29 protein-coding genes, 1 tRNA gene and 1 riboswitch are annotated in these 20,333 nt (G+C 42.5%); of the genes, 14 read left to right on the top strand and 16 right to left on the bottom strand.

Annotation, left to right across the window (positions count from 1 at the left end):
• Positions 1–35: 35 nt before the first annotated feature.
• Complete coding sequence (locus KAU88_04620) at positions 36–194, bottom strand: DNA-directed RNA polymerase (GenBank protein MCK4477793.1); 159 nt, start codon at positions 192–194, stop codon at positions 36–38.
• 421 nt (positions 195–615) lie between these two features.
• Here KAU88_04620 and KAU88_04615 point away from each other — a divergent pair, with 421 nt between their 5' ends.
• The 4 genes from KAU88_04615 to KAU88_04600 all read left to right on the top strand — a co-directional run bounded on the left by KAU88_04615 (position 616) and on the right by KAU88_04600 (position 3,218).
• Positions 616–1,182 (top strand): hypothetical protein, encoded by a 567-nt coding sequence (locus KAU88_04615; protein ID MCK4477792.1) that lies wholly within the window; start codon positions 616–618, stop codon positions 1,180–1,182.
• Positions 1,183–1,421: 239 nt separating this feature from the next.
• Positions 1,422–1,853, top strand: coding sequence for a YbaN family protein (locus KAU88_04610; GenBank protein MCK4477791.1), 432 nt, complete (start codon positions 1,422–1,424; stop codon positions 1,851–1,853).
• A gap of 165 nt (positions 1,854–2,018) precedes the next feature.
• The gene (locus tag KAU88_04605; GenBank protein MCK4477790.1) at positions 2,019–2,528 is read left to right on the top strand and encodes a GNAT family N-acetyltransferase; all 510 of its coding nucleotides are present in this window, start codon (positions 2,019–2,021) and stop codon (positions 2,526–2,528) included.
• 141 nt (positions 2,529–2,669) lie between these two features.
• The gene (locus tag KAU88_04600) at positions 2,670–3,218 is read left to right on the top strand and encodes a nitroreductase family protein (protein MCK4477789.1); all 549 of its coding nucleotides are present in this window, start codon (positions 2,670–2,672) and stop codon (positions 3,216–3,218) included.
• 123 nt (positions 3,219–3,341) lie between these two features.
• On the opposite strand, the gene KAU88_04595 is transcribed toward KAU88_04600, so the two are convergent.
• The gene (locus tag KAU88_04595) at positions 3,342–4,562 is read right to left on the bottom strand and encodes a hypothetical protein (protein ID MCK4477788.1); all 1,221 of its coding nucleotides are present in this window, start codon (positions 4,560–4,562) and stop codon (positions 3,342–3,344) included.
• A gap of 144 nt (positions 4,563–4,706) precedes the next feature.
• Between KAU88_04595 and KAU88_04590 the strand changes: the two genes are divergently transcribed.
• The 4 genes from KAU88_04590 to KAU88_04575 all read left to right on the top strand — a co-directional run bounded on the left by KAU88_04590 (position 4,707) and on the right by KAU88_04575 (position 8,046).
• Entirely contained in the window at positions 4,707–5,795 is a 1,089-nt protein-coding gene (locus KAU88_04590) for an aminopeptidase (GenBank protein ID MCK4477787.1), read from the top strand.
• Between the two features lie 781 nt (positions 5,796–6,576).
• Positions 6,577–6,912 (top strand): hypothetical protein, encoded by a 336-nt coding sequence (locus KAU88_04585; GenBank protein ID MCK4477786.1) that lies wholly within the window; start codon positions 6,577–6,579, stop codon positions 6,910–6,912.
• Positions 6,913–7,162: 250 nt separating this feature from the next.
• Positions 7,163–7,303 carry a hypothetical protein gene (locus KAU88_04580; GenBank protein MCK4477785.1) on the top strand — a complete coding sequence of 47 codons (141 nt, stop codon included), beginning with the start codon at positions 7,163–7,165 and terminating at the stop codon, positions 7,301–7,303.
• The gene (locus tag KAU88_04575) at positions 7,300–8,046 is read left to right on the top strand and encodes a hypothetical protein (GenBank protein MCK4477784.1); all 747 of its coding nucleotides are present in this window, start codon (positions 7,300–7,302) and stop codon (positions 8,044–8,046) included. Before KAU88_04580 ends, KAU88_04575 begins: the two co-directional genes overlap by 4 nt.
• Here the strand turns inward: KAU88_04575 and KAU88_04570 are convergent.
• The 6 genes from KAU88_04570 to KAU88_04545 all read right to left on the bottom strand — a co-directional run bounded on the left by KAU88_04570 (position 8,043) and on the right by KAU88_04545 (position 12,092).
• The gene (locus KAU88_04570) at positions 8,043–8,384 is read right to left on the bottom strand and encodes a zinc-ribbon domain-containing protein (protein ID MCK4477783.1); all 342 of its coding nucleotides are present in this window, start codon (positions 8,382–8,384) and stop codon (positions 8,043–8,045) included. The genes KAU88_04575 and KAU88_04570 overlap by 4 nt on opposite strands.
• A 121-nt stretch (positions 8,385–8,505) precedes the next feature.
• Positions 8,506–9,003, bottom strand: coding sequence for a hypothetical protein (locus KAU88_04565; protein MCK4477782.1), 498 nt, complete (start codon positions 9,001–9,003; stop codon positions 8,506–8,508).
• 69 nt (positions 9,004–9,072) lie between these two features.
• A complete protein-coding gene (locus KAU88_04560; protein ID MCK4477781.1) occupies positions 9,073–9,519 on the bottom strand; it encodes an emp24/gp25L/p24 family protein in 447 nt (148 codons plus the stop codon).
• 83 nt (positions 9,520–9,602) lie between these two features.
• Positions 9,603–10,613 carry a hypothetical protein gene (locus KAU88_04555; GenBank protein MCK4477780.1) on the bottom strand — a complete coding sequence of 337 codons (1,011 nt, stop codon included), beginning with the start codon at positions 10,611–10,613 and terminating at the stop codon, positions 9,603–9,605.
• A gap of 5 nt (positions 10,614–10,618) precedes the next feature.
• Positions 10,619–11,326 (bottom strand): hypothetical protein, encoded by a 708-nt coding sequence (locus KAU88_04550; GenBank protein MCK4477779.1) that lies wholly within the window; start codon positions 11,324–11,326, stop codon positions 10,619–10,621.
• A 19-nt stretch (positions 11,327–11,345) separates the two neighbouring features.
• Positions 11,346–12,092 (bottom strand): energy-coupled thiamine transporter ThiT, encoded by a 747-nt coding sequence (locus KAU88_04545; protein ID MCK4477778.1) that lies wholly within the window; start codon positions 12,090–12,092, stop codon positions 11,346–11,348.
• Positions 12,080–12,195, bottom strand: a riboswitch (TPP riboswitch). Its footprint overlaps the gene before it by 13 nt.
• Before the next feature lie 99 nt (positions 12,196–12,294).
• Here KAU88_04545 and KAU88_04540 point away from each other — a divergent pair.
• Together KAU88_04540 and KAU88_04535 are read left to right on the top strand one after the other, a co-directional pair.
• Positions 12,295–12,759: a DUF3795 domain-containing protein gene (locus KAU88_04540; GenBank protein ID MCK4477777.1), complete on the top strand. Its 465-nt coding sequence runs from the start codon at positions 12,295–12,297 to the stop codon at positions 12,757–12,759.
• 22 nt (positions 12,760–12,781) lie between these two features.
• The gene (locus tag KAU88_04535; protein MCK4477776.1) at positions 12,782–13,168 is read left to right on the top strand and encodes a hypothetical protein; all 387 of its coding nucleotides are present in this window, start codon (positions 12,782–12,784) and stop codon (positions 13,166–13,168) included.
• A 64-nt stretch (positions 13,169–13,232) separates the two neighbouring features.
• Here KAU88_04535 and KAU88_04530 read toward each other — a convergent pair whose 3' ends face one another.
• Positions 13,233–13,754 (bottom strand): hypothetical protein, encoded by a 522-nt coding sequence (locus tag KAU88_04530; protein MCK4477775.1) that lies wholly within the window; start codon positions 13,752–13,754, stop codon positions 13,233–13,235.
• A 287-nt stretch (positions 13,755–14,041) separates the two neighbouring features.
• On the opposite strand from KAU88_04530, the gene KAU88_04525 reads away from it, so the two are divergent.
• Positions 14,042–14,698: a DUF120 domain-containing protein gene (locus tag KAU88_04525; protein MCK4477774.1), complete on the top strand. Its 657-nt coding sequence runs from the start codon at positions 14,042–14,044 to the stop codon at positions 14,696–14,698.
• On the opposite strand, the gene KAU88_04520 is transcribed toward KAU88_04525, so the two are convergent.
• Positions 14,695–15,288: a rhomboid family intramembrane serine protease gene (locus tag KAU88_04520; protein MCK4477773.1), complete on the bottom strand. Its 594-nt coding sequence runs from the start codon at positions 15,286–15,288 to the stop codon at positions 14,695–14,697. The genes KAU88_04525 and KAU88_04520 overlap by 4 nt on opposite strands.
• 88 nt (positions 15,289–15,376) lie before the next feature.
• On the opposite strand from KAU88_04520, the gene KAU88_04515 reads away from it, so the two are divergent.
• Positions 15,377–16,198, top strand: coding sequence for a M55 family metallopeptidase (locus tag KAU88_04515; GenBank protein MCK4477772.1), 822 nt, complete (start codon positions 15,377–15,379; stop codon positions 16,196–16,198).
• Here KAU88_04515 and KAU88_04510 read toward each other — a convergent pair.
• Genes KAU88_04510 through KAU88_04500 form a run of 3 tightly spaced genes read right to left on the bottom strand, consistent with a single transcriptional unit; the run spans position 16,195 to position 17,710 of the window.
• Positions 16,195–16,671, bottom strand: coding sequence for an FAD synthase (locus KAU88_04510; protein ID MCK4477771.1), 477 nt, complete (start codon positions 16,669–16,671; stop codon positions 16,195–16,197). The genes KAU88_04515 and KAU88_04510 overlap by 4 nt on opposite strands.
• Positions 16,650–16,910 carry a DUF357 domain-containing protein gene (locus KAU88_04505; GenBank protein ID MCK4477770.1) on the bottom strand — a complete coding sequence of 87 codons (261 nt, stop codon included), beginning with the start codon at positions 16,908–16,910 and terminating at the stop codon, positions 16,650–16,652. Before KAU88_04505 ends, KAU88_04510 begins: the two co-directional genes overlap by 22 nt.
• A complete protein-coding gene (locus KAU88_04500) occupies positions 16,907–17,710 on the bottom strand; it encodes a diphthine synthase (GenBank protein MCK4477769.1) in 804 nt (267 codons plus the stop codon). Before KAU88_04500 ends, KAU88_04505 begins: the two co-directional genes overlap by 4 nt.
• A 76-nt stretch (positions 17,711–17,786) precedes the next feature.
• Here KAU88_04500 and KAU88_04495 point away from each other — a divergent pair.
• A tRNA-Lys gene (locus tag KAU88_04495) sits at positions 17,787–17,864 on the top strand.
• Between the two features lie 189 nt (positions 17,865–18,053).
• Entirely contained in the window at positions 18,054–18,914 is an 861-nt protein-coding gene (locus KAU88_04490; GenBank protein MCK4477768.1) for a hypothetical protein, read from the top strand.
• 109 nt (positions 18,915–19,023) lie between these two features.
• Here KAU88_04490 and KAU88_04485 read toward each other — a convergent pair whose 3' ends face one another.
• The 3 genes from KAU88_04485 to KAU88_04475 all read right to left on the bottom strand — a co-directional run bounded on the left by KAU88_04485 (position 19,024) and on the right by KAU88_04475 (position 20,326).
• Complete coding sequence (locus tag KAU88_04485; GenBank protein ID MCK4477767.1) at positions 19,024–19,209, bottom strand: hypothetical protein; 186 nt, start codon at positions 19,207–19,209, stop codon at positions 19,024–19,026.
• 222 nt (positions 19,210–19,431) lie between these two features.
• Positions 19,432–19,863, bottom strand: a complete 432-nt coding sequence (locus KAU88_04480; protein ID MCK4477766.1) for a DUF371 domain-containing protein — start codon at positions 19,861–19,863, stop codon at positions 19,432–19,434.
• Positions 19,850–20,326, bottom strand: coding sequence for a GNAT family N-acetyltransferase (locus KAU88_04475; protein MCK4477765.1), 477 nt, complete (start codon positions 20,324–20,326; stop codon positions 19,850–19,852). Before KAU88_04475 ends, KAU88_04480 begins: the two co-directional genes overlap by 14 nt.
• Between the last annotated feature and the right edge of the window lie 7 nt (positions 20,327–20,333).

The raw sequence follows: 20,333 nt of genomic DNA, 5'->3' as shown, positions 1-20,333 counted from the left end.
ATTGTGAACGAAGAATAGGAAGTCAGCTTGTGAGTTTAATATCTATTTCTTCTTGGGGGTCTTCTCTTTGCATAGCATTCTCGGCAGTATACGGGTCTGCTTCCGTCAGGTTTGAACGGAACTTCACATTCTTGTTTACATTCCGCGCAAACTGCCTTGTGCATTTCTCTTGGTTCTCTACTTCCATACGACATCTAGACTACACCTCCGATTCGCTGAAAGAACTAGTTTCGTCAGAACACTAATTCTGGAATGCTTACCTTAGAGTCGCTTATAAACTGCGCGCCTTGACACTGCACTTTCATTCGAGCAAATCAGCCCTCAGTTCGCAAAATGTGTGTGGGGGGTTCGAATCCCACCCAACCAACCAACACAATTAATCTTACCAATTTCTTGCTTAGGATGTTTTTGGCAAAAAACTTCCTCGGAATTAAGACGTTTCCCTTGCTATTGTCCTTACAACCAATTCTTTTGGTTCCTACTCCAAAGATTGATGTTAATAATTTAGAATTGAACCAATGTTTTGATGAAACATCTTTTATACTAATAATCCATAAATAGATTTCTGGGTTATGCAGTCGCCTTCTTGTTGAAGACTCAAAAAATGGTGAAAAAATGGAAGAAAAGAGTAATTGTAGCGACGGAGAGTTTTGGAAGCGAAAAATTGAGGAACACTGGAAAGTATTTACGGTCTTTATTATTGGTTGTGTAGTTGCTATCATAGGAGCGCTTCTGGTTCTTTTTTGGTTCATTGAGACTTCTCCAATTGGAGCTATGGGTACCGCAACCATCGGAGAATGGACCTTAGCGTGGATTTGGGAGTTTTTCATATTTCTTACATTGTGGGAGTTATTGATTGTAGGAATACCTGTCGGGGTTGCTTTTGGAGTGGGTTGGTATTTATGGTGGAATAGATTTTCAGCTGAGGAGAAAGCGGAGTTTAAAGGCAGATGGCGCGGTAAGGGAACAACTGAAAGTGGGGTTTTTGAGTTCCTTATGTTCATTGCGTATTCAATTTACATGTATATCAATGGAGATTTTTTCACCCCATTCGGAGACTATCCTTATACATATTGGGTGTATCCCTGGTTCCATACTTTAGCCTGGTTGCTCGTAATTTTTGGTATCCCAGCAGCGATAATTTTGACCATTGTATATTTTAAAGTATGGCGCAAAAAGTAATAGCATAGTATAAAAAGCAAAAAATGGGGAAGTTGCGGGAGACATCTCCACTTGGTGCGGGGTTCAAATCCCACCTAACCAATCAACCAACTGCTTTTGATAGCTGACACTTGAGTAAAACCAACTACAAGACGAAAAAGAACATCACGACACCTTCAAGGGCTTGAAGAAATATAACAATCAACTTATCCTTTCTTCTCCTTTTTAACGCTTAGAACCAATTCTAATACGATTGAGCGATGACTAAAGAAAGGGATGCAACAACTTCGAGTAAGCTTAAAAAGGGTTTCTACATCGTAGCGGGAACAATATTTCTCGGTCTTGGAGCTATCGGAATTTTCATTCCTATTTTACCCACTACACCCTTTCTCTTGCTTTCTGCTGCATGCTACTACAAAGGATCTGAAAGGTTACATCGTTGGATGTTGAACAATAGATGGTTCGGAAGTTACATAAAGAACTATAAAGAGGGAAAGGGAATATCACTTAGAAACAAAGCTTTTATCATAGCCTTATTGTGGTCAACGATAATCTATTCAATTATCTTTGTCGTTAATATCCTAATTATCCAAATGGCATTGTTAATTATAGCTTTTTCAGTAAGCCTGCATATACTCAAGATACCAACAATGACAAGAGAGGATATAGAACCGAACCCTCTAGAAAATTAAAGCTCATTAGTTTGGGGCTCAGTAAGTTAGGAATAGACTCTCTCGAATTTCATAATATTAAAAGAGAACATTCTCTATTCTCAAATATCCGCAATCTGCTTATTGGAGCATCTCGAGAATAGCAATTCTTCAATATGGAAATATACTGAAGACAAGAAACGGTCGTTGAAGCAGCATAAGAAATACGTCCTTGGGAAGTATAAGCCAACTTGGAGCCACGAATTGATGCTTATGATGCTTAGCAAAGGTGAAGAAAGGCTTCACATCACCCATCCAATAGTCCCATTAGATTCCTCTGACACTGAACAAATAGCAGCCATGATGAAGAAGGTCTACACTGAATTTTGGGGAGAGATCAACAGTGAACAGATTGTTGAGGGAATGAGCACCGTGAACTGGGTTGGAATAAAGGAGGATGGAGAACTTGTTTCCATTGGCAGAGCACGTCTAACTGAGAGGGTAGGTCATATACCTACAGTTGCCACTCATGAGGCTCACAGAAACAAAGGCTATGCTACATCCGTCGTATCATACTTAGTCAGACTAATCTTGGAGAAAATGCCCATCGCAATCATTTACACGTCGAGTGACAACCCGCCAGCAATCAGAGTATACCAAAACGTTGGATTCAAACCATACAGAAAATACTTTGTCATGAGAGGAGAAAGACGTTAACTCGTATATTCACCGAGAAAAAAAAGGGGTTGTGCGGGAAAACTCGGGAGACATCTCCACTGCTAACATAGAAAAGCACAACCATTGCGCGCGTAAAACTGATTAATCTGCCCACCGTAAAGAACACAGAAGGAAAGGCAGATGGACCTGGACAAAGCATTAAAGGGTAGAAGAAGTATTCGAAGTTACCTCGACAAGAATGTGCCGGAAGAATTGGTGAGGCAAGTCATCGAGGCTGCCACCTTTGCTCCTTCGGCAAAAAATGGTCAACAATGGCGGTTCACTGTACTCACTGGCAAATCAAAAAAAGAGCTGACCGACCTGTTCAGACGTGAACTAGAAATGGTTTCCGAAAGAACCGGTCGAGAGAACATGGGCTCCTCATTCTTGTCTTGCGACATTATGGAGCAGGCTCAGGTTGTGATAATGGTTTGGAATGCTGGAGAGAGAGGCTGGGAGACTGAGATTCACAGTGTAGCCGCTGCGATTCAGAATATGCTTCTGAAAGCATATGCTTTAGGGCTGGGAACCGTATGGATTGGAGACATTTTCTACACGCTTGATGCTTTAAAGAAGCACCTTGGAAAGCCTTGGAAGCTAATGGCAGCTGTCGCACTTGGATGGCCCACCCATACTCCAAAACCCCGTCCTAGGAAATCAGTCGACGCGGTCGCTAAATTCTTGAGCTAAATGGCACACGCACGCGCATTGATTTTTCCTTAGACTTTCATACAAGACACTTTGAGAACCATCTACTTGACTTATATCAAGGCTTGCCTTTACCTTTGGCTACTTTTTACGCGTGCGCACGTTTCAGTATCTTTGCCATTTGCCTCTTCTTCTCAGATGTTCGCTGATTAACCTCATCTTTCTTATCGGTCGTTGGTTCTCCAAATAGGTCTGGTTGTAGAGTTTCTTGATCTGCAAAAATCTTTCAGCTCCCTTTTCGAAGATGCTGATCTCTCCCTCAAAGAGATCTAATATCGCTTGAACTTCTTCAGAACTATGCATATAAGGATTCACCAACGAGAGAGATGTGAAACCTCTTGACCTCAACTCAGTGACAAGCCCAGTTAACCATCTTCTGGTCTGAATAGCCCCATGTTGCAGGAGAACGTCTGAAATTATCCCGATGTATGCCCTTCGCCCTCCAGGAAACTGACCATCCAATTTGCGTAAAGCGGAAGTCAAGGCAATGTTGATGTCAATCAGATTATCAACACCCTTAAGTTTGTAAACGTTCGGCATATCTTTGATGATTGTGCCTGCTTGTGGGTTGCAGATGAAGAGAAAAAAATTCTCTGGAAACTTTTCAGCCAAAGCCTTGACACCTATAGCGTCTATCGTGAAGCAGAAAGTAACTTCTCCCGCCTTCAACGCTGTTTCAAGAAATTTCTTGATGAGTAATTCCCTTTCATCACAGGAAACTGAAGTTATGATAACTGAATATTTTTCAGGTATTCCGCCTAGGAGTAAGTTGTCGAGATCTTTGTATCCAGTTCTGATACGGTCTGGAAGTAGATTCTCTAGAATCTCGACAGTTGCACAGCAGGGCTCACAAGTCATTTGCTGTTCTGCTCCATTAAAGTAGCTGATCTTTGGCATTGCTGAAAATGTACCTTCACTTAGAGGTATGAAGGCAAGATGGAGATCTTCAGTTTCTGAAGGGTTGAGCTGTCTCTTATTCAAATCGAGAAAACCTGCACTAAGGTGACTGTAGTCAGGCTTGGCAACCAGCTCAAAGGCTGGTGGGAGGATCTCCTCAATCTTGGTCAGAAAAACTGGAATTTTCCCTTCATTGGCGAGATGGAACTGCATATGAATCTCTTCACCAACCTTTGCCTTCCTTGGGTCCAGCAGCAATTTCGCCTTCAGTCGGGCTGACTCTTCTTGCATGAACTTCTGAGTGTCTCCGGAGAGACCTTTCATGTAGACTTTGTCGCCCACTAGAACCAAGTCTTCCAAAACGCGCTTTGCAGCCCAACCCAGTTCTTTGCTGAGTCCATCACTTGTTGAAGTCCTTCTTGTATCCATTAACAGGTCACCTGCATATGGACCACTAGTTCACAATTAACTATTCTATGAGATTTGCCATATAAAAGCAAAATCTGCAAATAGCGCATGGTTGGGTGTAAAACCTTTATAGCAAAGTTGGGAAGGTTATAAAGGGGAGTTGAAATGTCGACCCATTCGTTTGTGAACCAAGTAGTAAGGACTTGTCTTCGAATAGGGAAGGGCGATAGGGTGACGATTTTCACTTGGCGCCACACGCTTGATTTGGCAGAAGCCCTAGCTATAGAATGTATACGAGCTGGTGCTCAAATTCATACAGAGTTTGGGACGGATGAGATTTTCTATGACAGGCTGCTAAATGGTGATTTGGAAGATCTTAAGACTTCTAACCCCTTTGGGCTTTCACTGGTGGACATAGCCACTGCCAGTATTTTCATATCAGGCCCAGAAGAGCCCGAGAGACTAAGGCAGGTTTCCGCCGAAAGGTGGAATGCAGTTTCCAAAGCTGACAAACCCTTCTATGATAGACTCTTTGAACGGAGGATTCGATCTGCAGAGATACTGTTGGGACACGTGACACCTCAACGAGCTAAAACCTATGGGTTCAACTTCCAAGAATGGAAGAAGAATGTTTACGACGCTTTGGATGTGAAATACGAAGACATGAGAAGACTAGGAAAGAAGCTTAGAAGCCTTCTAGAACAAGCACAGAGAGTACACATTACAGCTCCCAATGGAACTAACCTAACCTTCAACCTTGCAGACAGACCCGTCAACATATATGATGGTGTAGTTGATGAAGAGGACGTAGAAAAGGGAGCTATTTTTGTTGGATTGCCTGGCGGGGCAGTACGGCTCGCTCCTTCAGAGGCAACTGCGGATGGCACTTTCATTTCTGATGTCCCTGAACCTACAACAGGTGTGTTAGTCCCCAATGTCAGATGGGATTTCAAAGATGGTAAGTTGGTGACTTTCGAAGGAGGTAAGAACATCGATGTAGTAAAGGAAATGTGGGAGAAAGGAACGGGAGACAAAGACAGGATAGGAACGTTTACACTGGGTATAAACCCAAAAGCCAAGACTGGATTCGTCTACAACCCCATCGTCCTTGGAACAGCTACGATAGGTATAGGTGACAACTCTAAGATTGGTGGAAAAAACGAAAGCGATTGGGGTTTCAGATCCACTATTGCAGAGCCCACTGTAGAACTCGATGGAAAGACATTAATCAAACAAGGCAGGTTCAGCTTCTAGAATACCGGACATTGCGCGGAGTTGGCTGGTTTTTGTGCATTTCTTACCCCTCACTCTATTCTCTCTATATCCATCCTTCCTTATTCCTATTCCATTACTATCCACAGATGGAAGGAAAAAAATAGTTAACCTTTTTCCCGTCGTCCATTAACCGTCGTCCGTCGTTTGTCCCGTCGTTGGTCGTTCCGTCGTCCGTCGTCGTCCGTGGTTGGTTGGTTGGTTGGGTTCAAATCCCACCCCCCTCACTTTTTTGGGTAAATCGCACATCGTGCGCAAATTTTTGATTTTCCCAACTGAACTCTGGAACAAAATTCCGATTTTCTGAAATCTGCAATGAATCTTATTGTTTTCTTCAATTTGTTCAACCCTATGTTCTGAACAAGTTCACCATTGTTCAAACAAAACTACGGTACAATTGAGTTTTGTGAGAACGTCTTAGAGCGTTGTAAAACTGTGTTCCTCTATGCGTTCAACCTTGTTCACGAGAAGAAGCCAAAAATGGATTGTTCATGTTCTTTCTTTCGGAGCTCTCAAAACGCTTGTTTGTGCAGCCTTTGTTCCACTGTTGTGCATTGAAGTTTTCAGTTTTCCTAGTTTTTGGTGTTTGATAGCTTTTTGACAGCTTTTTTGATAGCTTTTCCCATTGTTTAACCATCAACCTAGAGATGCACGCATCTGAAAAATCCTCGCTGCAGTTGTATTTGTGTTGTACATTTAGACACGAAGGTTTATTAAATCGTAATATATGCTTTTATTTACTATAATTAAAGAGATCGCTAAGATGACCCTACAGATTTGCAAAAAAACAAGCAGATACGAAGAAATGCTCAACAAAGCGGTAGATAAGACACTCAACCGAGTTTTCGGGACCACAGCAACTAATGTTATTTACACATACTTGGAACAAAACTATTCCATAAGGAAAAACGAAATCGCCGAAAACCTTGAATCTTTCAGTCAAGCAATGCAAGAATACTTGAATTCAGGGGCAACAGTCGTGCAGAAAGAGATACTCGAAAGCTTCTACTCTGGTCTAGGCCTGTTTCAACACGTTGAACTTGAAGAAAACACAGACAACGAGTTTGTCGAACGCCTTAGAACACTAATACCTCAATAACTAAAGCAACACTAACAATCTCTTATGGTCTCTACAGAGACTTGAATCATAATCCACCGCCTCAAATGCGAGATTCAATGTTGTCAAAACCATCCCAACAAAGAACACGCAAGAATCTTCTTGAAGCTTCAATCCATGCTTAGAAGACAAGCTTCCTATAAGACAAAAAGTCTTTTCGACCGTGAAAGCTTTTTACAGTTTTAATAAGATGTAATGAACATGAAAGCTTAGAGTTAAGCTGGGACACTTGATGAGAGTTCTTTTCGTAGAACCGCCGAAAGAATATTGGTTTGTCATGGGTGAATATCTTCCTCCCCCTCTTGGAGTCCTTGAACTAGCTGCTTACCTTGCAAGCCAAGGTCTTTTGAAAGCGTTAAGGGAACTGTTTTGAGAACACACCACAACTTTGCCACTATATTTTTCCTCACATTCTCCTTTTTAGGACTAATCCTCATCGCCTTATTTGCAAACGTGGCGCCAACAACACAAAATGAAGTTTCTTGGCGAAAACCTCTCGTCGGTACTGTTTTCAGCATTGTCTGCGTCCTAGGAATTCTTGCTGGCGCATTTCCTTCAAAATGCTCAAAAATGTTTCATTTTAGAAAGATAAAGCAGGAAGGGTTTGCTCACGAATCAGCTGGTTCGCTGGAAAAGTACGCATTTCGTGGGCATCACCCTAATTGCGGAAACTTTGGTGCTCACGTATTTCGAGTGGGCAACAGAGTTTTTTGCGCTGGTTGCGTGGGATTGATTTTAGGCGCTGTTCTTTCTCTCCTTGGAGTTGCACTGTACTTCTTTGCTAATCTACCAATTTGGTTGAACCATTGCCTGGTTTTTTGGATCGGTCTCATAGGAGTTTCTTGTGGGCTGCTTCAGTATCACCTGTTTAACTGGGGTAAAAGCTCTATTCACCTCTCAGTGAATACTTTCTTTATCTTTGGTATGCTTCTACTTCTTGTTGGAGTCGACGCAATAACTCAGAATATCATTGTCGATTTTTATCTGATTGCCTTAAGCATTTTTTGGCTTTATACTAGAATACTGCTTTCTCAACTCGACCACAAAGAAATTTGCGACGCTTGTCCCATTGAAGAATGCGGAATTTGCGGTAGAAAAAGCGTGGAAAATGACTAGTGTCTGCGCCGCATTCCGTAGAGCGCGCCAGCGATAAGCAGTATGCCAACAATAACTATTATGAGTGGCCACAAGTAAATCCATACATTAGCAAGCCCTAACAAGATCGCCAGCCCAAAGAAGACAATCATAACTCCAAAGATTATCCCCGCTATAGCCCCCCCATGAGGCAACCCAAAACATTCATCTTCAACATGATGGCGTTCACGCGACCCAAAACATTCATCGTCCGAGCGATACTTTTTTTCCGGACGAGATACTTGCAGTGGCGCACCACAATCCGCGCAGACCTTGGCATCGTCCTCGTTTTTGGCTCCGCATTTAGTACAGTAAACCAAGCCCGTTCTCTCCATAATCCAAACACTTGATTGGCTGATTCGTTTTTAAGATTTTGGGTAGCTTTAACGGCTCAGCGAGCCTCGTTTCACGATTTTAAGCTGCAAACCCGGGAAATCGCGACTAAACTATGTATTTCTGATTCGTCTTTTCAAAATCCTTCACAATTTCCATCACACGTCTTGGCGCCTTCAAAGCACCCAACGGGACCCCCCGCAGTAAAGACCAAGGACCTGACTTCGCCAGCCGCGTGGCAACATGTTCCTCACCGAAGCACGCTTTAGAAACCCTATAAACGAGGGGTCGCACTTCAACTTCCGCGATGTACCCTAAGGCGTGAAGGTACTCATGAAGTAGTAGTGTATAGACGAAAGCGTTTAACAGCTTTCTAGACTTCGTGGTTGCTTCAACTATTTGGACAAGAACACGGTTTAAAACTATGTTGTTTGTTCCTAATGGATGGTACGCCCCAAGCCTGAGAGGCATGTCATCGAGGAAAAGCATCATTCCTCGCCGTTGTTGCTTCAAAACAGCCTTCGCGTTGTCTTTTACTATTTCCCACACTTCGCTGTATCCCTGCGCATTATCCAACCGCTTTCGGTTCTCTTCTATCTTGTCCATATATCCTTCAACTTATCTGAAGTGAAAAATCGGTGTTTTCCTTCTTTAATCTTTTGCAGCATTACAGTTTTAGGGCTTCGGTGACATCGCGACGAAGACCACAACGCCGACAATAGCAAGGCCCACTATGAAAAAAAGGAGAATGTACTCTTGCGGAAAACCAAAAATGTAATGTTGCACGTTGTAGTTGAGAGTTACGGATTTGATTTCTTCTGAGAACCGGTTTTCAAAGCTGAAGCTGTACGTGCCTGTTTTCGCGGCGGTAAATCGAAAGTTTGTTGGGTTAGCAATTGTGTAGTTCAGGATTATCATACCATCGGGATCGGAAACAGAGAAGTTAATTGCGTTGCCCAATACAATTACTTGCCCAGAAAATTCGTCTCCCTCGTTCAGGTTTACAGTCCTAATTTCGCTTTTTCCTCCTGGCAGTTCGATAGTCTCAGAATATGCAATGGCAAATCCACACGCTGAGACGAAAGCAAGGAGAACGCAAAGAACAGCAAGAAGGCTCCTCATACTCTTAGCTACCGTGTTCTAGTAGGAATCTTGAGAGAAAAGAATTATGAAAACCAAATATGAATCAGCAATACAGCAAGTTATCACAACATTATTTTGGCATAAGGATCCTCAGCCTCTTCCGGAAAATCCACTTTCTTTCTCACCTGCCGCATCACCCGTTTTCTATTCTTCGTGAAAGTACCTATCAAACTAGCTTCTATACCCTGTTTTTGCAATTCCCGAAGCGCTTGCTCTCTTTTCTCAGGGTCGACTGCAGCTAGAAGAGTGCCAGTAGAAGAGATTGAGAGAAGCTCTCTTTGCGAAAGATCAAAGTGCTTCCGAAGAATCTGTGCCTCTTCCAAAATTGGAAACTTATCCGAATCCACAGTAAAACCGAGATTTGAATTTTCAGCCATTTCGTTCAAAGCTGCTACCAGCCCTCCTTCAGTGGTATCATGCATAGCGTGAACTCCTCCGAGATCAGCGAGAAGAGATGCCTCTTTGACGCATGTTTGCTTGTTTACTAGGTTTTGAAGCGCTCGGGTTCGAGCGGTAGTGAAGAGTTTCTCTGCAAGGGTTCTGTGTGTGAGAGCGAAGTTGACAACTGTTTCGAGACCAATTTGCTTAGTGCAAAGTATATGGTCTCCAGCTTGGGCGCCTCCTGGAGTAATCAGCTTATCTTTGTGAACGACACCATAAGCAGTGCACACTCCAACAAGTGTTGAAAGCCCATCATAGGTTCCCGTGTGTCCAGTTACAATTGTCATGTTAAGCTCCTCTGCTGCCGCACAGATTTGCTTCATAACTTTTATGAAGGTATTCGCTTCCGTTGACGGGGGACCTGTCAGCGTTATTGTGCAAAATTCTGGTTTCGCGCCGAACAAGGCTACATCTGATGCTGCATAGTGTATAAGTAGCCAGCCAAACCATTTCTCCGGTACGCCGATGCAGGGATCTGTGGATACCACGAGATATTCGTTTTCGTTTATTGTGTGAACGCCTGAGTCGAAGCCAGGCGCGGGCGGGATTATGGTTTTTGGGTGTTTCTTTATGCATTTAAGCAGTTTTCTAAGCTCGTTAGTATGGAGTTTTCCCACTTCAACCGTGTCCAAAGGAGCTATATTTTCAACATTTTAACGCCTTTGCTGGTTATTTTGAAAGGCAACCATTCCAACGGATGGTCGCAGCCTTCTATCTTCACTATGCGCAGTTCTCTGCGACATTTTTCTTCATTAAACCTGAAGAAGAAAATGTTATGGGATTTGTTTAGGTCGAGATCGGTTGCCCGCTGAGTTGCAACGTCTTTCTGCGTAGCCTCGGTCATTATATCTATGTTGACAATGTTGTCGAAGTGGCACCAGTTGATGGTCCAATCTTCCACAGGTTCCATGTACTTCAAATCGTATAAGGAGAAGAGTTGTTCGCTGAAATCTCCAGCTGCGAATCTTGTCACCTTCTTTTCTGAAAGCAAGTTATCGATACGTTTCATTTCCTCAAAGTTGTCCAGACCGAAGTAAATTACTCTTGGGTCTTTTGGGTAAGGTTCAAAATGGGGAAAGGCTTGTATGGCGATCAGTTTTCCTGCCTTCTCATAGGGTTCTATGTTCCATCCAAAAGATTTGAAGTATGCTCTCAACCGTGGAAACGGCTTATCCATAACGTCGAAAGCAACGGTTTCCCCTTCTTGCAGTCCTTGCCAAAGAAACTGCATGGCAAAAACGGTTTTTCCAGCTCCCACAGGTCCATAAAGAATGTTTCGCGAACCAGACTCGATTCCGCCGCCTATTAACTCGTCAAGCCCTTTGATTCCAGTTTTGAGTTTCATTACGCTTACCGCTTTCTGTTCATTTATATATTCCTATCATGCCGCTTTTGGCAAGCAAATATATGAAATAAGCACTAACTAGAAGCTCTGGTACTATGTAGGCACCGTTATAGATAGCAGAGTAAATAATGGGGCTCATTCCCTCAGGAGCATAAGAGCCAAAAAAAACTATTCCAGAAACAAAATGTGCCAAGAACCTACCAAAGATTCCTATAGTTGCTCCAATAAGCGCTGGAGTAACATTTCTTTGCTGTTCCCCTTTTCTATTGGTTCGTATTTTGTCTTCTAGCCACAATAGAAAGATGAAACTAAACGCAAAAATCCAAGAAAAGAACAAAGTCTCACGTAGTTTATATTGCGTCAGCTCGTAGCTGAAAAGGAAGAAAGTAATAACGCAAAGCAACACTGTGATTAACCGGTCTATGGTAATAGTTGTCCCTCTGCCCAAAGATGGGCGCCTTTGAAAGAAGCCAGTGAGTCCGAGGGCTCCAAAGGCTATTGGATAATCGAGCAACGCCTGCATTGGATGATAGACAAAAGGTTCGACTACTAACTGAACGAGTCCATAGAGTGCACCGGCAAATATACCCATTTTGGGGCCTCTTCTCAACGAGAGCCATATAATAGGCACCATTGAACCGGCTGTTACCGAGCCTCCTTGTGGTAGACTGAATACCTTTACGTAACTTAGTGCAGTTGAAACAGCAACAAAAGCAACTATTTCAGCGATTATCTTTGTTTGAAATATAGTCTTACTTTCACTCAACTTCTTTCCCTCCGCCAGTATTACCTGGGTCAGGTTCAAAGGGTCGATGGGCTTCACCCATCTTCTCAGCCGGGTAACGTTCCCAGCTCCCCTGCTGAAGCATAAAAACGCATCAAGTATATAACAATAACGATGTAAATGGCAGTCTGCCAAAACATAGAATAGGGAAGACTCCTTTAAGCACTGAAAAGGAGTTCTCGCCTTGATTAACACTGGTCTTGTCGGAAGATGTGGTCTTTATTGTGGTGCTTGTGAAATTTATAGAGCTCATAAAGACGGTGGGAAGTTTCGTCAACGAGTAGCAGCTTTTTTTAAGTGTTCTCCAGAGAAAGTGCGATGCGAAGGCTGCCAGGTTTTGACTCCTGAATGCTGGGGCAACGATTGCAAAATCCTCCAATGCTTAAACGCGAAAGGATTCAAGTTTTGTTATGAATGCCTCGACTATAAGGAGCATGATTGCGAAAAATTCGACAAGTTCTCGAAAGCATACTTAAAAGAAGACGGCGTAGACTTGAGAGCTAATCTATCGAGAATTGAAGCGGGCGAGGGTGAGGATTGGCTAAAAAAGTCTAAGGAGAAGTTCCGCTGTCCATATTGCGGTAAACCCCTGTCTTTCAGCGCATTTAGAAAGAAGTGCTACCACTGCGGTAAAGACCTTTCACACTAGAACATGATATGGCGGTCGCATATTGAAAATCCATTTTCCATTTAAAGCGAAAATAGTCTACTTAATCTTATCCAAAAAACCAGAAGAAGCGTTAGAGCAGCTTAGCAGGTACTACAATGTTGAAACTCCTAAAGTGAGAATCGGCATGCCGAAGGGTCACGCGAAAAATCGGGGTTGTTATGTTGTTAGAAAGAAGACAATATACTTCTCAAACCAAGATGCTCTTTATAACCCACATGTTGTACTCCACGAATTTTATCATCACTTACGCACTCAAGGAGAAAAACATAGAGGCACCGAAAAACTAGCTGATGCATTCGCCAGAAATTTTCTAGAAGTTTATAGACAGATGGCCAGCATCCACAGTGACCAGATAGAAACCGATACAAATAGCATTCAACAAATATAATGTGCCGATTCTCAACAAAGAAGCTTGAAAACAAATCTTAAAGGACTCAGACCAAGCTCTCACATCAGAATCTCTTTGTGCACCAAGCCATTATACACCCTAAAGTTCCAGCGGCCACATCAATTGCACCATCAATGTTATGCAATGTGATTGGCAACTTAAAGAACGGGTTGTACGGGACCTCAAACATAGGAAAAAGAAATCGTTCACTTAACTCCCATAATAAGCCGCCAACAAGTAGGAATCCAAGTAGTCGGATTAGTAGGTCTGTGTAATGCAGGTTTTCTTCATCGAACTTACTCATTAGATGCTTATCCAAGCCCATAACGTTTGCTAACTTGCTTGCGGATTCTGACAATACGAAGCCGAATAGAAAGTGTTCAGGTATGTCAAGCTCAGGAAAAATTCGGTTTAGAAAGAGAAACTCTATAAAGACAATTGCCAAAAGCAGAAAACCTGGTAAAACCACCCTTTTATCAAGCAAAACCGCTTTAATCATCATCCAAATTTTTCTTTCCATCATCCTCATCTTTCTTTTCAATCTGTAACATTTTTTTGCATATCTTTTTAGATTATCGTAGTTCAAGAATTTATACTCGAGGCGTTCTTAAGAATGGTGACAAGGGGTTTTTCTTGTCTAATTGTTAAGTATGAATGTCGCACGTATTTTGGATATAAGGTCAGATATGATTTGTGACAGAGCTTTGAACTTTAGGGAGGTTTATTCTTAGGTCGCAGACGTCACCCATAGTATCTAGTGGCGAGCTTCTGAATTTACGTTATTTTTATAGGCGAGTAGCCTCTCTTTTTCGAGTAAGGCGTACAAAAATGAGTATTTCCTACTCCAACCCACAATCGTGGAGACAGCAATTTATGCTGTACAAACTTGCTGAGATAGGAGCTTACCACAGAACTGTGAAGGTCTCTACCCAACATATGGCGGAAAAGGTCGGGGTTTCCCAACAGACAGCCTCTCGCCACCTAATAGAACTCGATAACCTAGGCTGGATAAACCGGTCAATCACGCCTGAAGGTTGCCTAATTAGGCTGACCGATTTGGGGAAGGCACAGTTGAATAATTTGCACTCGAAGTTGAAAGTCATTGTAGAAGCTGCTCATCCTCTTTCGGTAACACTGGAAGGGGTGGTGTTTAGCGGTCTAGGCGAAGGTGCCTACTACATCAGGCAGGACGGCTACAAGAAGCAGTTCATTGAAAAACTTGGATTTGCCCCTTATCCCGGTACTTTAAACGTTAAATTAACCTCCGACTATGACATGAAAACCAGACAGGAGTTAGAAGGCTACCCAGCTGTGGAAATTAAAGGCTTCGAAGATGAGTCGCGGGCCTTTGGTCCAGTCAAATGTTACCCAACTCTTATAAATAACAAGGCGAAAGGCGCCTTAATATTTGCCCTTCGAACCCACTACGACTCATCTGTGCTGGAAGTTATTGCGCCTCAATACTTACGTAATCAGCTTAAAATCAAGGATGGACAGAAGATGAAGTTTGAAGTCTTCACGATGCCCTAATGGCCCATTTTATAAGCCAAATAGATTTTCCGTCTTTTCGCCAGGTAATATCCAATTCCTAATCCTGCAACAAGTCCGCCAAAATGAGCGAATATGTTTGTGCTTGTGGACATAGTAATGATGAGGAACATGAAGACGAAAACCAGAGCGCTCACTATAGAGCGTTCAACCATTTTTCTCATATATATTATGACAGCGCCGAATAAGCCAAAGATGGCGCCAGACGCTCCAGCAGATATAGTTAATGGAGGCAAAAGTAGGCTTAGAAGGTTACCTGCAAGTCCCGACATCAAATAAACAAGATAGTACTCAGTGTCAGTGAAAAGTTCTTCCGCTCTTAACCCGAATATCAACAAAAAGAACATGTTGCTGAAAATGTGAACTATGCTTACGTGGACGAACATGGATGTAATTAGCTGCCACCACCAACCATAATGGAGAACTGCATAATTGTATTGACCATATATCGCCAAGACATTGCTTGAAGCGCGAATAAAGTCATTTCCTATTAGAGACGTATAAATGTAAACTGCCACATTGACAGCTACCAAGATGAACGTTGGCGAAAACCTACAAGTCGTACTTCTCAATCAAACGCCTTCTTTATTCCTAGTTCTAAATGCGCAAGTACGTAATGAAGTCTTTTATTTATCAAAGGCAAATAAGAAGCGGTCTACAATGAAGGTTTTCATTTCAGCGGACATGGAAGGAATTTCAGGTATAACACATGCCGAACATGTACTCCGAAGCGGAAAAGAGCATGAACGTGCCCGAAAACTTATGACCGAGGAAGTAAACGCCGCTGTCGAAGGCGCTTTTGAAGCAGGAGCCAGAAAGATAGTAGTCAACGATTCTCACGGCACTATGAAAAATATAATCCCAGAAGAACTCCATGAAAACGCAGAACTCATAACTGGCTCACCTAAACCCATGTCTATGATGGAAGGCCTCGACGCGTCGTTCAACGCTATATTTTTCATAGGCTATCATGGAATGCGAGGCGCCTATCCAAGCATTCTTGAACATACATACAGCAGCCGGGTAGTATACAACATATCCATAAATAATAGATTAATGGGCGAAACTGGCATCAATGCTGCAATAGCAGGGTATTATGGTGTGCCCATTGCGTTAGTCACTGGAGACCAGAAACTGATAGAAGAAGCACACACATTCCTCGGAAAAGTTGAGACTGTAGTTGTCAAGAAAGCTGTGGGAAGAACCGCTGCCCGTTGTCTCAGTCCAGTCAAAGCTAGACAGTTAATAAAGAAAGGCGCGATTAAAGCTTTGAAACAAATTGGCAACCTCACACTTTTCAAGATGAAGCCGCCGATAAATCTTGAAGTTGCATTCATCAATCCTGGAATGGCTGAAATGGCAGCCTTAGTGCCAGGTTCAAAGCATATCAATGGCAGAATTATCTCTTTTAGCTCAGAAGATATGATAGAAGTTTACAAGGCTTTTCTGGCGATGATTACGCTGGCTGGAACAACAGTCTAGGACCTACGTTTGTACAATTGAATTATTTTTCTCTTGATTTCAGAGCTGCTATTAAGCTCGTCTTCACTGAACTTCCCAATTTTTACAACCTTTATTTTAAGGCTTTTATTCATGATAGCCTTTCTCACAATTTCTCCAATACCTTTCTGGTCATGTCCCAAAGCGATAATGTCTGGCTTTATCTTTTCCACAACCCTGTCTATGCTAAATTTTTCGTACCCCAGAATCGCTTCATCCACAACCTCTAAGGATTCCACCAACGCTCGACGTTGGTTCTCAGACATTACTGGTTTCTCGCCTTTCCTATTTTTAACAGTCTTGTCTCTTGCAACAATGACGATTAGCTCCGCGTTTTTTCCACCCATCTTTTTTGCTTCTTCTAAGAACTTAACATGCCCAAGATGAAGCAAGTCGAACACGCCTGCAGTTAGAACTATAGGGCGCTTCTTTTCTACTTGTTTTCTATTGGCCATTGAAACTCTACCATTTCTAGTAATTTTAACGCTTCGAGCAAACCTTCACAGTACGCCACCGAGGCGAGAGCGGTCTCAAATCTTTTTTGGTCACGATAATATAGCGCATCCTCCAAGTATCTCTTCGCATAATCCAAAACCTTTTCGCCCCCTCCTTTATGGAAACTTCCTTCTTTTATTTGTTTGAAAACTTGCTGAGTGTTTCTTAAATATTTTTCAACTAACCCTTCAATAGTCATCCAATCAACTTCTTCACGCTTTCAGGAGCATTTGCGAGTTTAATGAGAGCTTCTGCCTCTACAAAATGAAGCTTTCCTGGGAAAACGAGTGTGTGAGGAGGACTTCCGAAATCATAATCTAATGCTTCGCCTAGTAGACCGGCTTTAACAACCGGGTTCATAGAACCTGCCCTTGCTATACCCACAACTAATGTACTGTATGTGATTATTGACTCTCTCCTTCTTTTCTCTGTTACCAGAAGCGTTTCCAGCGCTTCCTTTATAGTCATAAATCGCTTTTCCTCTGCTCTAATGTCTAGGAAGCAAAGTGTATGCAATCCTGCCTCTAGGTTCTTTTTCACCACGTTGTAGGGCGTTTCTGAAACAATGCAGCCGTCGGTAAAGGGGATTGTTACGCTTCTCCCAAACTTGTAGTTCTGCAAGCCTGACATCCCGATTGCTGCGGAGACTATGGAAGCGCCGTGAACTACAAACGTTTCAATGCCTAATTCTCTTGCTTTTATCCGCAGATTTACATGTGTGGTGGCAATCAGCGGATCCCCAGGCACAAGAAAAACCGCTCTTCCTTTCTTTGCCACAGCAAGAATCTGCCGCCCATTTTCCTCTTCAAGCATTTTCCTAGTCACCAAAACGATCTTCTTCCCCGCAAGATTTTCCAGTTTCTCGATTTTCAGCCCCTTCATTAGGCTGGTGTATAATTCTGCGAAGACAAAATCTGCTCTTCTAATTTCTTCTAGACCACGTAGTGAAACATCGTTTTCGTCGTGTAATCCCAAGCCCACAAACACAAGGGCACCCATTTAAGTCACCACTAGCTTATGTGCAATAACGAAAAATATTAGGGTAACTATGCTACAAAAGGACTGGAGAACTTGTGGGCCCGTAGCTCAGCAAGGCTAGAGCGGCGGACTCTTAATCCGTAGGTCGCGGGTTCAATTCCCGTCGGGCCCGCCATATTCTTCCTCAAAACATGAATCAAATATAGTTTGGATATTTCATATCGCCACACCACGATTTCGTTGTTTGTCATTCTGTATCTATCAGCGCCAACATTGCCATATTCCCATGCTTCTTGTTCGTTATTCTAGCGGTGCCGCATCCAGAAAAAAAGGAACCTCAACTTGCGAATTTACCTGGAATCAAATGATTATGCATATAGAACATTTAAAACTAAATACAAACTTCCTGATACAATTAGACAGGTGTGACAAAACGACTATTGAAAAACCTTCACACGAATTGTCTGTCGGCGAAATCCTTTCGCTAACATTCAACCTTTACCTTTCCAAGTTTTGGCAGTTTTTCTTGCCTTTTCTAGTTGCCGGAATAATAATGGGGCTTTCCACATATGCAATAACTTCGTCTTTTCCTCTGCCAGCACAGCCAAGCCCGACAGTCTCTTATGAAGAACTAGTAGAATGGCTTTTTGCCTTCTTTTCAGTAACCATCACAATAGGTGTTTTGTCGGGTCTCGTTTCGTGGATTGTAGGCGCCATCACTGTTGGAGTTGTTATCAAATGTGCTTCTGATCAAATAGAGAAAGGTACTTCAAATCTTGGCGTCAGCTTTGACTTTGCAATTTCCAAGCTTCCATCACTGCTCGTGGCTCAACTTGTTGCTGGAATCTTGACTCTAGTCGGATTGGTTCTTTTCGTAGTACCTGGCATAATTATCGCCATAATGTTTTCGCTGATAATTCCCGCAATAATTGCTGAGCAAAGAGGAGCCTTTGAAAGTCTGGGAAGAAGTAGGAGACTTGTGAGTAATCGTTGGCTGAAAATCTTTGCTCTCCTGCTGGTCTTAGGCATAATTGTTGGCATCGTCACCGGTGTCGCAATGATGTTAGCAATGCCATTCAACACTAGCTATCCAGTCATTAGTCCCCTTATCACAAACGTAATATCCGCCTTTGTAAGCCCAATTTATCCAATTGCGATAACCTGTCTCTATTATGCAATGGTTGCCAGAGAAATTCCACCGCCTCCACCACCTCCCACCCTTTAATCTACCATCGCTTGAGCTTGCCCGGAATGTCCATATGTGATGGTTGGCGTGGTTGTCTAGAAGGGAAACATCAAGGTCTCCGAAATATCGGCGAGCTTTCAAGGAAGAACTATTTTTTTGTCTTCACTTCTCTCTTTAATCTCTCTATTTCTTTTCTCAGATTTAAGACTTCGAAAAACAAGAATAAAGTGCCATGTTTTGCGAAATGCTCCACTTTCTCAGTTGTAGACTGATCACCCACTCTATCTCCAACTTTCTTAACAACTTCTTTCAAAAACAATTCTTTTTGACTCATTGCAAATCATCATAGAAGACACTCAGTTTTATGATAAGAGTTATGAAGTTTGAAACCTTACTCAAAATCTGAAATATCTGTGTAAGAAAGATTTGACTTGTGGAAATTACGGGAAAGAAATATTATGTGTTATCACGAATTTGACGACTATTCCAACTTGCGGCATCGCTAAATTCGATTTATCGAAACAGCAGAGCAGTTGAGTGGATCGTAGGCTAAAAATTATGTGGCATCCTCAACGGTTAACATCACGTCGATTTCCTGTTGAGAGTTTCTTAGCTTTGTCACGAAGGACCTTGAGAAATCTAAGGCTGCTTTGTTAGCCTTTATTGCAAGTGTCCTCGCACAAATGTAGTTGCTTTTGCGAACAACCATATCAGTGGGATGATTAAATGTGAGTCTTGGGTCTCCCCAAGCTTCAACTACTTCCTTTTCGCCGCCAACTTGAATTACAACTGTCAGTTTAGCACCTTTTTTCCTCAGAATTTTCTTGAATTCATCACTCAAGTCTGTTATTCCTTTGCCCGCTCCCACAGCAATTATGCAATCGCCTCGTTTGGTTAGATAAGTACCCTTTGTAATTTCGAACGTGCTCTTGTTTGAGGCAAGAATATTTTCATGGCCCCGTGCAATTATGGCCTCAACTGCTTTCATGGCTGTTCGTCTTTGACAATATGAGTTCAAGTATTATGGCGTCATGGCCCATACCAAAGAAGTCGCGCCCGATGCCGGATATTCTAAATCCGTGTTTGTAGTAGAAGGGAATTGCAGAGGCACATTTATAATGTACTTCTGCTACAATGATTTTTACTTGAGTGTTTTTTAACGCTTTGGATTCGGTTTCTAAAAGCAGTGTTCCGATGCCTTGATGTTGGTGAGCTAAATCTATGGCTATGTCTTCTAGTACACCGTGACCATTGGTTACATCGCCCATCACGTAGCCTACAACTTTGTTGTCCTTGACTGCTACAAAAGCCAGCCCAGGCTTGCCTTCTAGTTCTTCTTCAATATGTCTTTTATACCCTGCCTTCTCGGCGAAGGGGTTAGCCAGCATCGCTAGTTCAGAAACGATTTCTAAGTCGCTTTTCCGCATTTTTCTTATGATTATTTCTTTCATGCTTTTA

It is taken from the genome of Candidatus Bathyarchaeota archaeon (assembly GCA_023131225.1).
In the GTDB taxonomy this organism is placed as follows: domain Archaea; phylum Thermoproteota; class Bathyarchaeia; order Bathyarchaeales; family SOJC01; genus JAGLZW01.
Note: the sequence above shows the minus strand (reverse complement) of the source record. Positions and strands in the feature narration are given on the sequence as shown.

Coding starts and splice junctions, on each gene's coding strand:
- KAU88_04620 (MCK4477793.1), bottom strand. CDS start 194: ATGTCGTATGGAAGTAGAGAACCAAGAGAAATGCACAAGGCAGTTTGC.
- KAU88_04615 (MCK4477792.1), top strand. CDS start 616: ATGGAAGAAAAGAGTAATTGTAGCGACGGAGAGTTTTGGAAGCGAAAA.
- KAU88_04610 (MCK4477791.1), top strand. CDS start 1,422: ATGACTAAAGAAAGGGATGCAACAACTTCGAGTAAGCTTAAAAAGGGT.
- KAU88_04600 (MCK4477789.1), top strand. CDS start 2,670: ATGGACCTGGACAAAGCATTAAAGGGTAGAAGAAGTATTCGAAGTTAC.
- KAU88_04595 (MCK4477788.1), bottom strand. CDS start 4,562: ATGGATACAAGAAGGACTTCAACAAGTGATGGACTCAGCAAAGAACTG.
- KAU88_04590 (MCK4477787.1), top strand. CDS start 4,707: ATGTCGACCCATTCGTTTGTGAACCAAGTAGTAAGGACTTGTCTTCGA.
- KAU88_04585 (MCK4477786.1), top strand. CDS start 6,577: ATGACCCTACAGATTTGCAAAAAAACAAGCAGATACGAAGAAATGCTC.
- KAU88_04580 (MCK4477785.1), top strand. CDS start 7,163: ATGAGAGTTCTTTTCGTAGAACCGCCGAAAGAATATTGGTTTGTCATG.
- KAU88_04565 (MCK4477782.1), bottom strand. CDS start 9,003: ATGGACAAGATAGAAGAGAACCGAAAGCGGTTGGATAATGCGCAGGGA.
- KAU88_04560 (MCK4477781.1), bottom strand. CDS start 9,519: ATGAGGAGCCTTCTTGCTGTTCTTTGCGTTCTCCTTGCTTTCGTCTCA.
- KAU88_04550 (MCK4477779.1), bottom strand. CDS start 11,326: ATGAAACTCAAAACTGGAATCAAAGGGCTTGACGAGTTAATAGGCGGC.
- KAU88_04525 (MCK4477774.1), top strand. CDS start 14,042: ATGCTGTACAAACTTGCTGAGATAGGAGCTTACCACAGAACTGTGAAG.
- KAU88_04515 (MCK4477772.1), top strand. CDS start 15,377: ATGAAGGTTTTCATTTCAGCGGACATGGAAGGAATTTCAGGTATAACA.
- KAU88_04510 (MCK4477771.1), bottom strand. CDS start 16,671: ATGGCCAATAGAAAACAAGTAGAAAAGAAGCGCCCTATAGTTCTAACT.
- KAU88_04505 (MCK4477770.1), bottom strand. CDS start 16,910: ATGACTATTGAAGGGTTAGTTGAAAAATATTTAAGAAACACTCAGCAA.
- KAU88_04500 (MCK4477769.1), bottom strand. CDS start 17,710: ATGGGTGCCCTTGTGTTTGTGGGCTTGGGATTACACGACGAAAACGAT.
- KAU88_04490 (MCK4477768.1), top strand. CDS start 18,054: ATGATTATGCATATAGAACATTTAAAACTAAATACAAACTTCCTGATA.
- KAU88_04485 (MCK4477767.1), bottom strand. CDS start 19,209: ATGAGTCAAAAAGAATTGTTTTTGAAAGAAGTTGTTAAGAAAGTTGGA.
- KAU88_04480 (MCK4477766.1), bottom strand. CDS start 19,863: ATGAAAGCAGTTGAGGCCATAATTGCACGGGGCCATGAAAATATTCTT.
- KAU88_04475 (MCK4477765.1), bottom strand. CDS start 20,326: ATGAAAGAAATAATCATAAGAAAAATGCGGAAAAGCGACTTAGAAATC.